Origin of the sequence: 'Nostoc azollae' 0708 (genome assembly GCF_000196515.1) — a bacterium.
GTDB classification, from domain to species: domain Bacteria; phylum Cyanobacteriota; class Cyanobacteriia; order Cyanobacteriales; family Nostocaceae; genus Trichormus_B; species Trichormus_B azollae.
Map to the genome: position 1 here is coordinate 3792673 of NC_014248.1, position 15971 is coordinate 3808643.

General features: G+C 39.8%; 13 protein-coding genes. 1 reads left to right on the forward strand and 12 read right to left on the reverse strand.

Translation table 11 applies throughout. From position 1 onward, the window contains the following. Positions 1-29: 29 nt before the first annotated feature. The 8 genes from AAZO_RS17760 to purC all read right to left on the reverse strand — a co-directional run bounded on the left by AAZO_RS17760 (position 30) and on the right by purC (position 9094). Positions 30-293, reverse strand: coding sequence for a transporter suffix domain-containing protein (locus tag AAZO_RS17760; RefSeq protein ID WP_013192292.1), 264 nt, complete (start codon positions 291-293; stop codon positions 30-32). A gap of 285 nt (positions 294-578) precedes the next feature. Then, complete coding sequence (locus tag AAZO_RS17765; protein ID WP_013192293.1) at positions 579-1883, reverse strand: DNA cytosine methyltransferase; 1305 nt, start codon at positions 1881-1883, stop codon at positions 579-581. A gap of 50 nt (positions 1884-1933) precedes the next feature. Next, positions 1934-3091 (reverse strand): lipid-A-disaccharide synthase, encoded by a 1158-nt coding sequence (lpxB, locus tag AAZO_RS17770; protein ID WP_013192294.1) that lies wholly within the window; start codon positions 3089-3091, stop codon positions 1934-1936. A gap of 125 nt (positions 3092-3216) precedes the next feature. After that, a complete protein-coding gene (lpxA, locus tag AAZO_RS17775; protein WP_013192295.1) occupies positions 3217-4035 on the reverse strand; it encodes an acyl-ACP--UDP-N-acetylglucosamine O-acyltransferase in 819 nt (272 codons plus the stop codon). Between the two features lie 181 nt (positions 4036-4216). Beyond that, on the reverse strand, positions 4217-4732 hold the full coding sequence (gene fabZ / locus AAZO_RS17780) for a 3-hydroxyacyl-ACP dehydratase FabZ (protein WP_013192296.1): 516 nt from the start codon (positions 4730-4732) through the stop codon (positions 4217-4219). A 96-nt stretch (positions 4733-4828) separates the two neighbouring features. Beyond that, positions 4829-5668: a UDP-3-O-acyl-N-acetylglucosamine deacetylase gene (lpxC, locus tag AAZO_RS17785; protein WP_013192297.1), complete on the reverse strand. Its 840-nt coding sequence runs from the start codon at positions 5666-5668 to the stop codon at positions 4829-4831. Between the two features lie 153 nt (positions 5669-5821). Next, complete coding sequence (locus AAZO_RS17790) at positions 5822-8287, reverse strand: BamA/TamA family outer membrane protein (RefSeq protein WP_013192298.1); 2466 nt, start codon at positions 8285-8287, stop codon at positions 5822-5824. Between the two features lie 66 nt (positions 8288-8353). Next, a complete protein-coding gene (gene purC / locus AAZO_RS17795) occupies positions 8354-9094 on the reverse strand; it encodes a phosphoribosylaminoimidazolesuccinocarboxamide synthase (protein ID WP_013192299.1) in 741 nt (246 codons plus the stop codon). Positions 9095-9867: 773 nt separating this feature from the next. Between purC and AAZO_RS17800 the strand changes: the two genes are divergently transcribed. Further along, positions 9868-10146, forward strand: coding sequence for a DUF7219 family protein (locus AAZO_RS17800; protein ID WP_013192300.1), 279 nt, complete (start codon positions 9868-9870; stop codon positions 10144-10146). An 80-nt stretch (positions 10147-10226) separates the two neighbouring features. On the opposite strand, the gene AAZO_RS17805 is transcribed toward AAZO_RS17800, so the two are convergent. The 4 genes from AAZO_RS17805 to AAZO_RS17820 all read right to left on the reverse strand — a co-directional run bounded on the left by AAZO_RS17805 (position 10227) and on the right by AAZO_RS17820 (position 15961). Beyond that, positions 10227-12803 carry an adenylate/guanylate cyclase domain-containing protein gene (locus tag AAZO_RS17805; protein WP_013192301.1) on the reverse strand — a complete coding sequence of 859 codons (2577 nt, stop codon included), beginning with the start codon at positions 12801-12803 and terminating at the stop codon, positions 10227-10229. Between the two features lie 59 nt (positions 12804-12862). Continuing rightward, positions 12863-14020, reverse strand: a complete 1158-nt coding sequence (locus AAZO_RS17810; protein ID WP_013192302.1) for a glycosyltransferase family 4 protein — start codon at positions 14018-14020, stop codon at positions 12863-12865. 127 nt (positions 14021-14147) lie between these two features. Continuing rightward, positions 14148-15302, reverse strand: a complete 1155-nt coding sequence (locus tag AAZO_RS17815) for an NAD-dependent epimerase/dehydratase family protein (protein ID WP_013192303.1) — start codon at positions 15300-15302, stop codon at positions 14148-14150. Positions 15303-15442: 140 nt separating this feature from the next. Next, positions 15443-15961 carry a hypothetical protein gene (locus AAZO_RS17820; RefSeq protein ID WP_013192304.1) on the reverse strand — a complete coding sequence of 173 codons (519 nt, stop codon included), beginning with the start codon at positions 15959-15961 and terminating at the stop codon, positions 15443-15445. Positions 15962-15971: the final 10 nt, after the last annotated feature.

The window sequence follows — 15971 nt, forward strand, 5'->3', positions numbered from 1 at the left end:
AAAGGTTTCTAAATACTTATTCTATCCAATTAGAATCTTTTTCTGTTTTTCCGCTTCCATCTTTTGAACAATATCCGCAAGTAACGGAAATTCAAATAATGTCGATATCGCTGCACTACTTCTTTTCCTACCAGTAGCGCACCTAACCAAAATATAACTTCAGCCAAAACCAATAACGCTGGTACTAACAGGGCTTTTTGGGCAACGGAAAGTGATATAAATGGCAAAATTATTGCCATCGCCAGCCAGGGTAAAAATGAGATAATGATTAAAAATAAACCCAGCTTTTGCATAATTTTTGTTGGTAATAGAATCTGAGTTTAGTATTTTTATCTGTTTGGTTGTAGTGGCTTACCTTACATTTCAGATCTTTTATTTCGCGCTAAGATGCAAATAATAAAGCGAAAAAAATGGCTTATCTCATTTACACAAAATCTTGGAGTAGTGACATAATATTAGTTAAGGGTGGGTTAGATTGCCTATTAATATTTACAGTATATTGCAGATCAATGAGGTACAGAATCTAAATTGAAACCAAGACAGCAAGAGAGTTTTACTCCTGACTCCTGCTGTATAATTCATTTCTTTCTAATTCTAGGTTCTATAACATCAGGATTAACATCAAAATATTTAGCAGCTTCTGACATATCAAATGTTAATAACCTGGTTTCTCCTAAATCTTTTAAATCTTTACCAAACTTAAGTTGGGAAGATTTTATACCTAACACTTTAATAATTTCTGATGCTACAGCTTGAGCTAAAAGTGGAGGAACAGAGTTACCGATTTGTCTAAAACCATGCCATTTTGTAGGGTGAAATCTAAACCAATCAGGATAAGAATGCAACCGTGCAGCTTCTCTAACAGTAATACATCTAGGTTTAAAAGGATGTATGGGACGAGGGGAAGTAAATGCACCTTTATTACTTGCTGTTCCTGCTCTGAGTGTGTTACATAAGCCATCAGGAGCTAGTTTATAAAAACGGCTGATTGGTTCGATTTTTCCATAGGGAGTTAATGCAAATCTTTCGATGGATTCGGGATTATGTTTTGTTCTTAAACTGGATGTTAGAATGTTATGATTAAACTTACGCTGATAGGAATAATTATTTTTGGATAGGCTAGGATGACGCATTTTTTTCCCGTAATTACTAGGTTTTCCAAAATCAGTTACTACCCAATCCTGTTGATATAATTCTGGATAATTTTCTATTTCCGGTAGGTCTTGAATAGCTTGCAAAACTGTAGGTGTTGATGGTAATTTTGATAGTGCAATTGTGGTGCAAGCTATAGAGTTATTAGATTTGGCAGGATGGGTAATTTTATCTGGATGATTTGGTAATTTTAAATCTTGACGACAACCTAATAAAAATAATCTTTCTCGATTTTGTGGTACTCCATAATTAGCAGCATTTAATAATTGATAATTTCGATTTACTTTATAACCATTATTTTCAAACTTATCAATTATTTCCGTAGTAAATTCTTTGTGTTTACCTACGGTCATTCCTTTAACATTTTCCAAAACAAAAAAATTAGGTTGTAGTTCCAAAACCAACCTAATAAAATGGAAACCTAGAGTATTTCTAGGGTCATCGATAGAACGTTTACCAATTAATGAAAAGCCTTGACATGGTGGACCGCCAAACACTACATCAATTTCTTGATTACCAATGTCAGAACTATTTCTAATTTCTGACCCTGTTGTTTCTTCTACACTTTTACATAAGACTTTCCAAAAGGGAAAGTTAAATTTATGAATTGCACAATGAATTGGGTCTAGTTCTACAGATACAAGTACATCAAAACCTGCTTGTTCAAAGCCAAGGGTCATACCTCCTGCACCTGCAAATAAGTCAACTGCAATTGGCCGTTGTCTAAACATTTTATCTGTAACCTGTTATTATCTGCAACCTGTCATCTGTAATCTATCACCTATATTTTCATTTCTAAAATTTCTTTTGCAGCGCGATCACACACTCCTAATTCCCCCAAATATTCCCGCATTTCTTGATAACCTTCTAAAGTTTTTTGTTTCTTTTCATGATTTAATAATAATTCCATTGCAGCTTGAGTAATATTCTCTGCTGTGGCTTGTTCTTGTAGCAATTCTGGGACAATTTCCCGCATCACAACTAAATTCACTGGTGAAGCGAAGGGAATAGAACCTTTAAGAATATTACGCCCTACCCAAGCAGTAAAAGGACTAAGACGATAAACAACTACTTGCGGTACATTTAACAGAGCTAATTCTAAATTTACAGTCCCAGATTTGGTAATTGCAAAATCAACAGCTGCAAAAACTTCTTGTTTTTGATCTGATACAATTGTTGCTTGTAAAGCATAATGTTGAATACCTTTTTCAATTCTATCTCTAAATATTTCCAAAGATAGAGGAATCCAAAAATGTACTTCTGGTAATTTAGATTGTAGGTTTTGAGCAGCTTGAAAAATTACTGGTAATAGATATTTTAATTCCTGATGACGAGAAGCGGTTAAAAGAGCGATCGCAATTTTTTCTGGTTTAATTCCTAAACTTGTCCGCGCTGCTTCTCGAGTCGGCGCATTGGCCACCTTATCAACTAAAGGATGACCAACCCAATGAACTCTAGCCCCCTTCTCCTGATAATAACGAGCTTCTTCAGGAAAAATCGCCAATAACTTATCCGTAAAGCTAACTATGCGTTTTGTTCTCTCGAAACTCAGCGACCAAACCCACTCTTGGGGAGCGATGTAATACACCACAGGCACATTAGGAAAATGTTCATGCATATAACTACCAATCCCGATATTAGGGGTCATGTAGTCAATTAGCACTATTAAGTCAGGGGGATTTTGTTTCAAGTAAGCGATTGCTCGTCGTTGTACCTGTATAGTAGGTATAAAATACGGTAAAGCCTCAATTATTCCCATCGAACCAATACCGCTGGTGTCACCCAAAATAGTTGCCCCAGCTGCGGCCATTTTATCCCCACCCAAAGCCACAATCTCTAATTGTAACCCCCTCGTCATAACCTGACGCTGAAGCGCCGTAATTAACAGCGCCCCCTGCAAATCTCCAGAAACTTCCCCAGTGCTGATAAATATCCGCATTTGAATTTTAGATTTTAGATTTTAAAGTTTGGTTTTTCTGCTTCCTTCTTGTATTCACTTTTATGGAATCCAATGAATGAATGATGAATTTAGGAGTGATTCATCCATCATTCATCACTGATAAATCACGACTCATCTCTTGTGCCTTTTCTCGCCTTTCCAGGAATCAAACCGCGTCTTCCTGGCATTTGTGAATGCCGTAAGAAACGGTGTAGGTGTTCCAATTGTTCCGTATCTCCCAACATTTCTAACTCGACCAAAGCATCTTTAAAAAGCAAATTAGAACGGTAGAGAATACGAAAAGCTTTTTTCAGAAGTTCGAATTCTTTAGCAGACATTCCTGAGCGTTTTATTCCCACCAAGTTGAGCGATCGCACCCGTGACGGATTACCCTCAACTAACATATAAGGCGCTACATCTCGATCAATGCGAGTCATCCCGCCCACCATGGACATACCACCAATATGTACAAATTGATGCACACCTAAAACGCCACTTAATCTAGCTCTTGACTCAATGTGAACATGACCCGCTAAAGCCACAGAATTAGCAATCACCACCGAGTCTTCAATCACGCAATTATGACCTATATGAACATAAGCCATAAATAAATTACCATTACCGATTACCGTCGCTTCCCCTCTACCAGTAGCACGGTTAATAGTCACATATTCACGAATTGAATTATTGTCGCCAACTTTCACCCAAGTTGGTTCTCCTACATACTTCAGGTCTTGGGGTTCCATACCGATGGCAGCACCAGGAAAAATATGATTTCGCGCTCCTATATCACATGGACCTTCTAGAACAGTATGAGAGCCAATAACAGTTTCCTGTCCGACTTTGACATTCGCTCCAATCACAGCATAAGCACCGACTTGCACCGTTGAGTGGAGTTCCGAATTTGGATGTATTACAGCAGTTGGATGAATAAGTGTCTTCAAGGGTGACTCTCCAGAACTGAGTTCAGTGAAAAAAAGTGTCGGGCAAAACAAGCTATGTGTGAGGATGACGAAAATCCAGATATCAGTAAATACGCTTGTGGTTTTTTATTACTACTGTTATCCTCCCTTATAATTGGCTGAGGGCATTTCACGGCTATGCCCAGAACAGCAAAGCAGAATTTTAGCTAACCAAAGAAAACATCAATTCTCCTTCAGCAGCTATTTGTCCATCAACTTCGGCTCGACCCTGCATTTTACCGAAACGACGCTGTTTAACCCATAACAGTTCCACGGTCATAACCAGCTGATCACCAGGTGTTACTTGACGGCGAAAACGGACTTTATCAATACCTGCAAATACAAACAGTCCTCTGGGGCTATCAGACATTTGGGTCATGACCACCCCACCGACTTGCGCCATGGCTTCCACAATGAGTACACCAGGCATTAATGCACCTCCGGGAAAATGACCTTGAAAGTGGGGTTCATTAAAGGTGACATTTTTCACACCCACAGCCATTTTTCCTGGTACATAGTCAATAATTTTATCTACCAGTAAAAAGGGATAACGGTGCGGTAGTAATTGTTGAATCTCTTCCACAGAGTAGGTTGTTTTAATTGTCAGTGTATTGGTTTCCTGATGATCTCCTTCAGATGTAGTCATGTCGGTAGAGTTAGCTTGGGTGAGAGTTGACATGGGTAATTTGTAATGAGTAATTTGTAGTTCTTAATTACTAATTCCTTCTTGCTTGGATTAGTAACCAGAGTCAAAACTAAGAGACAGAATTAAATTCTAAAATGATTCTAAAATTTTCTGTGCTAGTTGAATATGCAGATTATGACTGGCTTTGTATGCCAAGAAATGAGCAAGGGGAAATTTGCCCAGTAAGCTAATATCTCCTACTAAATCCAGGATTTTATGGCGTACTGGTTCATTTGCAAATCTCAATGGTGGATTTACCCAACCATCAGAACCACAAACCAGGGCATTATCCAAGGTGCCACCTTTGATTAATCCTGATTTTTGTAGATATTCAATTTGATGTAATAAACCAAAAGTACGAGCCGGGGCAATTTCTGTAATAAAGGTATTTTCTAGATTAGTAGATAATGACCAACTGTGCCATTGATTACCAATAGCTGGTAAATCAAAATCAATCCCATAGCTAAAACGGGTTTCTGGCGCAGGTATGGCGTATATAAAAGCATCCCCCTGATGCACCCAAAGCGGTTCTTTAATAAATATCGGTGATTGTTTGTCACAGACTGGTTGTAATACTAAGCCCACTGCGGCAATGCTATCAGTCCAAACCTGAGCTGAACCATCCAAAAGCGGCACTTCTGAACCATCAATTTCAATGCGAGCATTATCTACACCCATAGCAGACAAAGCTGCCAATAAATGTTCTACTGTGCGGACATAAACCTCCTCTGTACCCAACTGAGTAGAAAGAAGAGTCTGATTAACAGCAGCAACTGTGGCGGGAATAATAGGAGAATTAGGCAAATCCACCCGCACAAAATAGCGATCACTTCCCGGTTCTGCTGGTAGTATCCTCAAACTGCTACTCACACCACTATGCAGCCCCACACCCTTTTGGATAACTTCCGCAGCTAAAGTGTGTTGGTGCATAGACCAAAAGCCAATATATTTACGTTGTTATTACTCATCTGCTCGATATTTAGATTTAGTACACACCGTGATTTTCAACAGTTATCAGTTATCAGTTATCAGTTATCAGTTATCAGTTATCAATTGCTAATGACCCACTGACCACTGACCAATTTAAAACCTTTCCCCTATCCCGAAGTTAATGCGGCTATCGCCATCATCGCTCATACCGTAGTCTATACGAATTGGTCCTAATGGTGACTGTACACGCACACCTAGACCATAACCATAGCCAGTACCATTTTTGTTCAAAATTTCTGCTGTTCTGGTATTGCTTCCCAGGTCACTACCGTAATCAAAAAATAGAGCGCCACTGACTACAGAAAAGACAGGAAAACGATACTCAACAGATGCTTGTATATAGCTACGTCCAGTTGCTAATCTCCCTTCATCGTAACCCCGCACAGAATTACTACCACCAAGGGTAAAGGCTTCGTAGGGAGGTACATCACCAAGAATTGTACCCCCTTGGAGGTTAAATGCTAGGGTTTGTGCGCCTTTACCAAAGCCGATGAATTTTACTGGTAAATATTGGCTGTAGTTACCCCGTAGCCTAGTCAGTAAAATATTGCCTTGTCCCACGGGTACAGATTGGTCAACTCCGACGCGGAGGTAAGAACCATTGGTAGGTTGTAAGGGATTATTACGGCGATCACGTTGTGCGGCCAGTTGCAATAATAGCAAATCGTCTTCACCTGTACCTGATTGCGTCAGAGGAATTGTAGGGCTAATTTGATTGCCATTATCATCAAATATCGCCCCTTCTTTTCTCAGATTGCCATCAGCATCACGGCTAGAAACTCGTTGATACTGCAAACCTGCTGAAGCTGTCCATTCTGAATTTTGGTAAGGATTAGCAGCAAGAGGACGGGTAAAGGATACACCACCGCCTAAACGGGTAATTCGGGGGCGATCCTGGTCATCTTCATTAGTAATATCACTAGGGTCAAAGGTTTCTATAGCGTCATTTTTACCTTCGAAAATCAGAGAAATTGAACGACGACGGAAAATATTAGCTGTGTAGGAAGTACGGTAAGGATCACCAGCAATCCAAGGATCTGTAAACCGCAGGTCAAACAGCAATTCTCTTTCTCCTAACTGTACCTCAGCCCCCAGTTTCTGCGCTCTACCCCCCAGGTTTTGCTGTTGATAGCTAACAGTACCAAATAACCCAGTGGCAGAACTAATACCCGCACCAGCAGCGATTGAACCACTACTGCGTTCCGCCACATTGAGTACCACATCTACCTTACTTGGATCTGTACCAGGATCAAGGGACACACTTACATCTTCAAATAATCCTAAACCAAATATCCTTTGCAGGTCTTTCTGCACGATGTTGCGGTTAAATACCTGACCAGGCTTTAATTCGGATTCTCGCTTAATTACATAATCTTTTGTTCGTCCGCGAATGGGATTACCTTTGTCGTCTACTTCCTCACGCTGTTTGTTGCGGAAACGGACTTTGATATTTTCTACTACCCCTTCTGCTACTTGTAGGGTAACAACTCCATTCTCTGATACTTTAGGTGCTCCAATCACGTTGGCCAGCACATAACCTTGGTCTTGATACTTTTTGGTTAGTTCTTTAATTCCTTCTTGTAAATCTCGCAAATTCAAGATTTGTCCATACTGTTTACTGAAGATTTCATCTACAGTTTTGGCAGGTATGACTGAAGCTACACCAGTTCCCGGATTAGCTTCTACTTGTACTTTACTCAGAACCGGGTTAGGACTAACAACGAAACTTACCCTTACACCCAAGGGCGTATCTTCTGGCATGGCCTGCACGTTAGAGAAAAAGCCCGTGGCAAAGATAGCATTAATATCTTCTTGGAGTTGGGAGCGAGTAGTTGTTTGTCCTGCTTGGGTACGAATGGCTTGATAAACTTTATCTTCTAGTTCTTTTGCAATAGCACCAGTTAGAGATTTGACTGCTACTTCTGAAACTAATACAAGAGGTTCTGCTGTTGGTGTTGTTTCGGGATTAGTCGGGAAAGCTGGTTGTGCTGTGGGTGGTTCGACGTTTTCCTGTATATAATTTGTGTCAGCAGTTGCTTCTGATTCTTGCTCTTGTGCTGTTTTGGATGGGGTGGTGATATTGGGTATAATTGCTTGTGATGTCTCTATCCCTACTGAATTGGTAGATAATAGCGATGCTTTTAGGGTTTGTGCTGTGGGGATAATTACCGCTTTCCTTTCTCTGTTTGCTGAGTTAGGAGCTATTGCTTTTTTTAAAGCTTGTGCTGTTTTTGATGAGGTGCTGATATTTGGAGGAATTACTTCTGGTGTTGCTATTGTTGTTGAGTCAATGGTTAAGGCTGAAATAGGAGTTATGGAGGGAGTTATAGAGGATGGAGACTCGGGTTCTCTAACTTCTGTTTTCGTGACTATGACTGATTCTTGTTGTTGATCAAGATGATTCTGACTGCTTTTCTGTGGCAGATGTTGGTTTGTTCCTACCGTGGCAACTTCTGTTACTTGCTGAGTATAATCAGGAGTTTGTGCAGTTGCACTCAATGAACTATCAAAAGGGGTTGTGATCGCCACAACTGCCAGTAACATCGGAGATAAATGCATTTTATTCATATTCCTCTTCACTACCACACTTACCGCTTTGCGGAATTCAAATTAAAAATTAAAAATTCAAAGCTTTTGGCTTTCCAGCACTTTTAATACTCGTTGTAAAACCTCCTGGTAGGCATTCTCTATATTCCCTAAATCCCTGCGAAAACGGTCTTTATCCATTACTCGACGGTTAGGATCGTTTTCAGCCATTTCCCACAAACGACAGGTATCAGGACTAATTTCATCTGCTAGAAGCAACTGCTGTTGTGAGTCAAAACCAAATTCGAGTTTAAAGTCTACTAGGGTAATCCCACACTGTTGCCAAAAGTCCTTGAGAAACTCGTTGATTTGCAATGCCAGATCGGTAATGCCGTCAAATTGTTCCTCTGTAGCTAGTTTTAGCAATAGTAAGCGATCACGTGTTAGCAATGGATCTCCTAATTTGTCGTCTTTGTAATAAAACTCTACCAAAGGCTGTAGCAGAACTGTACCTAATGATAATCCTGTTTGTTGACACAGGCTCCCAGCCGCAATATTTCTGATAACTACTTCTAATGGCAAAATTTTAACTGCTCTGACCCGCATTTGATTAGGGGCTGGAGAATCAATAAAATGAGTCCTAATATTATGGGATTCTAACTGTTGAAACAATTTGCTGGAAAGGGTACAGTTTATGCTGCCTTTCCCCTGGATACTGCCACGCTTTTGTCCGTTAAATGCCGTTGCATCATCTTTAAAATCAGCCAGCAAAATGTCCGGATCGTCTGTGGTGTAAAGGATTTTTGCTTTGCCTTCGTAGAGTTTAGTTTGAACAAACATAATTGTAGATACAGTTGGAGAACAATTGATATTTATTTGGGGAAAGAAAAAACCTTTAACCCAAACCCAGTAAACTTTTCCCAAGTCCAGTTAGGTGTACAACACCAAGTACCAAGTAGTATTGAGAGGATCATGGTTTCAAGCTTAACTATTTTATAAGAAAATAGTTAAGCTTGAAACTCTTGAGGTTGGAGTCAGGAGTCAGGAGTTCAGACCAAAGAATTAATTCTTCACCCTGCACCCTGCACCCCACTTTCCATGTTTCCTATTCCCCTGTCTTTTCGGTGAAACTGGTAAACTCTGCACAAAATTTTCATGATTTTCGGTAACTTTTTGTAATTTTCGGTAAATAAAATTTTATAATATTGTAAAAAAGTATATATATTAATACTTTAATTACTTGTCTTTTAGTTGAAGTTAATTAAAACCCATTTTTGTAAATTAAGGAATAAAATGAAATAATTGAGAGAATGTGAGCAGTGTTGAAATCTTCCTCTAGGAGATTGTAATATTTATTTACATAATTTATATACCGGGTAAGTGTTCGTAAATAGCCTTGGCCAGTTTCCCATGCGCATAAACTTTCTTTGACAACTTTTTACTTAATAGCTTAAGTCTTGATTCATTAAGTCAAAGCTGATACTGACTAATCTCTGAATCACTTTGTCGTAATCATGCTTTAATCATTAGCATTCTCCTCGCTGAACACAATACAGATCAGAGTGGTTAGTGGTTATGCTACAAACAAGAAAATCAGGAGGAGAGTTAAATATATGGAGAAAAAAATGGTTAGTAAAGATGATTTTCTCTATCCTCGTGGTCGCTACTACGGTCATGTACAGCCTGAGAACTTGGTTTTTAATGCAAATTTACAGGAATTTGCCCAGAGAGTAAGTTACATCTGCAACCTAGAAACCAGTGGCAAACTTCCACCAGGGGAAGCTTACAAACAAATCAAAATGCTGTGGAAGCAGTTAAAACGCTCAAAAAAGCAACTGAGAATAGGTGAAGACCCCTTTCAAGACAAAGGTTCTGACTCAGAGAATGAGTGATTGGAGATTTGGGAGATGGGGAAGATGGGGAAGATGAAGGAGAACATTCTTTACCTACACCCTTACACCCTTACACCCTGCTACTTTGTTACTATTGTCCAGACACCATCCCAGGAAGTTGGTGGTGGTGTTTTTTGGTAATTGTAGGCACGTTCAAGGTGGGTATGTACGGCTTGGTCTGTAGGTCGAATTCGTTTGGCAATTTCAAAGCTGGCAATCGCTTGGGTGAAATTTCGTGATATATAAGCACCACGTCCAGCATCATAATGGTATAGAAATTCTTGGGTGTTGGCATCTAGGGGCATGGTGCGATCACCAATTAATTCATAAATATCTACAGCCTGATGTTTTCCTTTGACACGAATTCTATCTAGTTGACGCACCCAGACCCGAGTACCGCATAACTTATAAGTAAATTCACTTAAAATAATATCACATCCATATTCTTTTGTCACTCCTTCTAAGCGGGAACTTAAATTCACCCCATCGCCAATCACTGTATAATCCATGCGTTTCCGAGAACCAATATTTCCCGAAACCACTTCCCCTGAACTAATACCAATACCAAAATGGATTTGCGGCTGGGATTGAATAATTCGCTTCTCATTAAATTCTTCCAGTCTTTGGCGCATATCCAATGCTGATTGTATTGCTCGCCAAGCGTGATTTTCTGTTAATGGTAGTGGCGCACCAAATACCGCCATTAAAGCATCACCAATAAACTTATCTAAAGTTCCTTCATAGCAAAAAACTGATTCCACCATGGTTTCAAAATACTGATTGAGCAAGGATACCACCTCCGCTGCTCCCAGGTTTTCTGTGAGGTTAGTATAACCACGGATATCAGAAAATAAAATAGTGACTTCTTTACGTTCACCGACCATTAAACTATCATCTCCCAGCGCCATAACTTGCTCGGCTACGTGGGGTGTGAGATAACGATACATAGTGCTTTTGAGGCGTTTTTCTCTGCTGATATCTTCCAAGACCACTAAACCACCCCTCACTCCTCCTTCTGGGTTAGTTAAGGGATTGACAGTTAGATTGATGCTACGTTCTAATATTTTGACCACATGAGCATTAAGTAACTCAGATTGTGGGGTAAGGGGTTGATTCCAAGGTATAAAAATATTATGATTATTGCGATCGCGCACCGCCAAAATTAACTTCTGATTTTTCAATCCTGGATTTTGAGTTATATTGCTATCTAAGTCATACAATCCCACTTGTAAATTTTGCTCTGGGACATAATGCCTAGCTGCATACTTTAAACTATCTTCCAGACGTGGTTGCAAATTTTCAACTGGTACAACCTCCCAAACTGGACGACCCAGTAAATTTTGTTTCCACAACAGCTTATTGGTTTTACCATTAGCTAACTTCAAAGGACAACCAAGTAACTCTAGGGCTGCATCATTAATAGTAACTATTTGACCTTGCATATCTGTAGAAATTACAGCATCAGATAAACTCTGAAGAATATCTTTTTGATACTGTCTTTCTAACAAAACACTTTCAAATAAGCGAGCATTTTCCAAAGCTATTCCTGCTTGGATATTAAAAGCTCGCATAAACTCTTCATCTGAAGTCGTAAAACTGCCTTGTTGTTTATTTATTAACTGAGTGACACCAATCAACTCACCAGCAGAATTAAAAACTGGTAAACATAGAATATTACGAGTTATATATCCAGTTTTGTTATCTGTAGTTGGATCGAAGCGAGGATCTTGATAAGCATCGGGGATATTTAGTGCTTGACCTGTAGAAGCGACATAACCAGCAATACCACGATTAGAAGGAATGCGGACTTCTATCAATTTTGTATCATTAACAGTCGCTACTTTTGTCCAAAGTTCCCCCATTTCTTTGCGATACAAAAATAGTGTACTGCGGTCTGCTTGCATTAAAATCCTGGCTTGTTCCATGACTATCTGCAAAGTTGCTTCTAAATCCAAACTTTGTCCTAAAGTTTGGGTAGCACGCAACAAAGCCGTTGCACCCCGTTGATTTCGAGCCGCTACATAGAAAGATTGGCAACTTTCCAAAATAATACCAATAGAAGCAGCAAAGTCTCGAAAAGACTCTTCATCATCATGATCAAATGGAATATCACCAGCTTTATTTGCCAGTTGTACTACAGCTACAATTTGCTTTTTGCTACTCACAACCGGCATACATAAAAGATTGCGAATTTTATAGCCCATTTGTTTTTCCAACTCTGGACTAAAAAGAGGATGAGCAGCTGTTTCTGAAATATTGAGATATTTACCTGTGCTGGCTACTTGACCAGGAATACCTACATTTAAGGGAGTGCGAATTTCTAGGAATTTTTGGCTATTATCTTGGGGAACTTTTGACCATAGTTGAGCCTTATCATAGTCCACTAAAAAAATAGCTGTATGTTCTGCTTGGAGAATTTGACCAATCTTGAGTGTGATGGCTTCTAGCACTTTCTCGAGCATACTTTCTAGAGCTTCATTATTGATAAGATCAATAGCTCTGAGAAATTGCTGAAATTCAGCCGTGATAAAGTCAAGTAAGCAAACAAATTCATTAACCGAAAGGTCTTTAACGCGACTCAGTAGGGCGTGGGTGCGATTAACTTGTGTCAGTTCAGTTAATGTAGCCAAGACGCTGCCGGCGTTGGGAAGTGTCATAAAGTCAGTTATCAGTTATCAGTAGCAAACGGCAAAAGGCAAAATGCAAAAGGCAAAAGTTAATGAATCTTCTCCTGACTCCTGACTCCTGACTCCTGATTCCTGACTCCTATTACCTTTTGATAGTAATCTTGTAGTTGTCGTGTAGCAGCAGCCCATCCCCATTTTTCTGCTTCTGTATGGGCGTTTTTACGGATAATCGCTATTTCTTGTCTTTGTTTTAACAACTTGATAGTAACATCAATAGCCTCTTGAATATCAGCTTTTGGGTTAAAAAGATAACCATTTATACCATCTGTAACAATGTCAGGAATGCCACCTGAACGGGCTGCAACTACTGGACAACCTGCGGCCATTGCTTCTAGTAGCACTAAGCCTAATGTTTCTGTACGGGAAGGAAAAATAAAAGCATCCGCACTGGCAAAAGCTGAACCCAACTCTTTACCCATCAGATAACCAACAAAATGAGTATTTGTACCTGCAAAATGCCTTTCTAAATTTTGGCGGTTTGGTCCATCTCCTACTAATGCCAATCGTGCATCAGGAATGGCTTCTAAGATGGGTTTAATGCGTTCAACTTCTTTTTCGGCTGAAAGACGACCAACATACAGCAACAAGGGGCTTTTTGGATGATTTTGCGTGAGGTGTAATCGCATTTCCTCGCTGGCTAAATTAGGATGGAATAATTCTGTATCTACTCCCCGTTGCCACAAATCTAATCTTTCAATCCCATGTTCAGAGAGTTCTTCTATCATCGCTGTCGAGGTACACAAATTTAAGGCTGCTTGATTGTGTCCAGCTTTAAGCAATTCCCATAGTAATCCTTCTAGCATCCCCAAACCGTAATGTTGTAGATATTGAGGTAAATGGGTATGGTAAGAAGCGATCAAAGGAATTTTTAAGACTTTACTATGAAAAATACCCGATAATCCCAAAACGGCAGGATTGACAACATGAATAATATCCGGTTGAAACTCTTCTAAAGCATGACCAATGGCAGGACGAGGCAGAGCTAATTTTAACTCTGGATAAAGAGGTAAAGGAAAACCACTAACTCCGAAAACTTTCGCTCCTTTGTGTTCTGTAATTCCACCTTCCGGGGCAAATACTAAGACTTGATTTCCATCCCGTTGGAGATGATCAACAGTGTGACGTAGACGGGTAACAATCCCATCAACCTTGGGTAAAAAAGTTTCGGTGAATAGGGCAATTCTCATAAAAGACTAGAAAGCTCGAGGCAGAGGAGATGAGGGTTATGGGGGTGATACTTACCCTTGTGAGGATGGGGTCATGGGAGTGAATTAATTTATTCCCAATCCCTAGTCCCCAATCCCCAGTCACAAGTTATTTTCTATGCCAAGAGACTGTAGGCAGAATTTGGTTATTATCAACCCGCTTCTGATACTTGACAGCAAAGTTTAACAGTGAATCAAGTAAAGAATCTGAGAGATAGTGAGGTTCTAAACCTAAATCTAAGAGTTTGGTGTTTTTGGCATTGAAATAGTGTTCTTCTTTTTCAATTCTGGGGTTATCAATGTTGTTGATATATATATTTAGCCCCATTGCGTTACCAGCTTTTTTGACCATCATTCCCAAGTCACCAACGCTGAATATTTCGGTAAATTGGTTAAATACGCGGAATTCTCCTGGTTGGGCTGGGTTTGTGATCGCTAGTTCAATACATCGTACCGTATCCCGAATATCCAAAAAGCCGCGAGTTTGTCTACCTTTACCGTAGACAGTGAGGGGATGTCCTACGGCAGCTTGAATGCAGAAACGGTTTAATGCTGTACCAAATACACCATCATAATCAAGGCGGTTAATCAATAGTTCGTCCATCCCCGTTTCTTCGGTGAGAACGCCATAAACTATACCTTGATTTAAATCTGTTGCCCGTAAACCCCAAATCCGGCAAGCAAAGTGAATATTATGACTATCGTGAACTTTGCTTAAGTGATACATTGATCCGGGCTGTTTAGGATAAGGTAATGTATCCTTACGCCCGTTGTGTTCAATAGTGATATAACCTTCTTCAATGTCAATATTCGGTGTACCATACTCACCCATTGTTCCCAATTTCACCAAATGACAATCTGGGAAATCTTCTCTCATGATGTATAGCAAGTTCAAAGTACCAACGACGTTGTTAACCTGAGTGAGTACCGCGTGTTCACGGTCAATCATGGAAAAGGGTGCTGAACGCTGTTCACCAAAATGTACTATGGCATCTGGCTGAAATTGGTGCAAAGCTTTGTGCAGAAAACTGTAATTGGTAATATCGCCGATAAACAGGTCGATAGATTTACCAGTTAAATCTTGCCATCGCTGGAGACGTTGCTGAATTGGTGCAATTGGGGTTAGAGTCTCAACACCGAGTTCATTATCCCAGTGCCGGCGCACCAAACTGTCTAAAATTCCAACTTCATAACCTCGATTAGAAAGGTAGAGTGCAGTTGCCCAACCGCAATACCCATCGCCACCAATAACCAGGACTTTCATTTTTACCAGTTTTTACTCGCTGATAGCTAAATCTATCAGGTTTCTGTCCCCTCTCGCTCATTAATTCTGGTCAGTTCAGGTAGAAGGCAGGAGGCAAAAGGCAGGAGTTTTTTTAATTTTTAATTTTTAATTTTTAATTTTTAATTGATTTTATACTGCTGGGCAATGTAATAAAACAAACGATAGTACTCTTTAAATTCCTTGCTGTTGCTTTCTCCCCGCCAATTATATTTCACCTGACCTTGAGTTATGGTCAGTGTCATAGAAGTAGTTTGTTGACCAACCTCTACAGACAGCACTCCAAAAACTCCCTCAGCAGTTTGAAAATTCTCTGTCTGCTCTCTTGAGTATTGTTCGTGAATACTAACTTCTAAGTGCTTACTAGCCCACGCCCGCATCTCTACATTCCTGTTATTTGGTGTAACAAAGGCAATACCATCGTTGTTATCAGAATTTCCTGAAGAATTCCAATTGCTGGGATAGGGAAACTCAAAACTATACTGCGTGTTGCTGTAAGTTTTCCACGTAACTTCGGATGCATAAATATTGGTGATATTACACTCAGACAGAATAATTGCTGTGCCAATAGTGCCAATACTGGAGACTGCACCCGCTATTACTCGCATCCATCTGCGAGTTTTTAACACAGCAATAGACATAAGTCACACC

Coding starts and splice junctions, on each gene's coding strand:
- AAZO_RS17760 (WP_013192292.1), bottom strand. CDS start 293: ATGCAAAAGCTGGGTTTATTTTTAATCATTATCTCATTTTTACCCTGG.
- AAZO_RS17765 (WP_013192293.1), bottom strand. CDS start 1,883: ATGTTTAGACAACGGCCAATTGCAGTTGACTTATTTGCAGGTGCAGGA.
- lpxB (WP_013192294.1), bottom strand. CDS start 3,091: ATGCGGATATTTATCAGCACTGGGGAAGTTTCTGGAGATTTGCAGGGG.
- fabZ (WP_013192296.1), bottom strand. CDS start 4,732: ATGTCAACTCTCACCCAAGCTAACTCTACCGACATGACTACATCTGAA.
- lpxC (WP_013192297.1), bottom strand. CDS start 5,668: ATGCACCAACACACTTTAGCTGCGGAAGTTATCCAAAAGGGTGTGGGG.
- AAZO_RS17790 (WP_013192298.1), bottom strand. CDS start 8,287: ATGCATTTATCTCCGATGTTACTGGCAGTTGTGGCGATCACAACCCCT.
- purC (WP_013192299.1), bottom strand. CDS start 9,094: ATGTTTGTTCAAACTAAACTCTACGAAGGCAAAGCAAAAATCCTTTAC.
- AAZO_RS17800 (WP_013192300.1), top strand. CDS start 9,868: ATGGAGAAAAAAATGGTTAGTAAAGATGATTTTCTCTATCCTCGTGGT.
- AAZO_RS17805 (WP_013192301.1), bottom strand. CDS start 12,803: ATGACACTTCCCAACGCCGGCAGCGTCTTGGCTACATTAACTGAACTG.
- AAZO_RS17810 (WP_013192302.1), bottom strand. CDS start 14,020: ATGAGAATTGCCCTATTCACCGAAACTTTTTTACCCAAGGTTGATGGG.
- AAZO_RS17815 (WP_013192303.1), bottom strand. CDS start 15,302: ATGAAAGTCCTGGTTATTGGTGGCGATGGGTATTGCGGTTGGGCAACT.
- AAZO_RS17820 (WP_013192304.1), bottom strand. CDS start 15,961: ATGTCTATTGCTGTGTTAAAAACTCGCAGATGGATGCGAGTAATAGCG.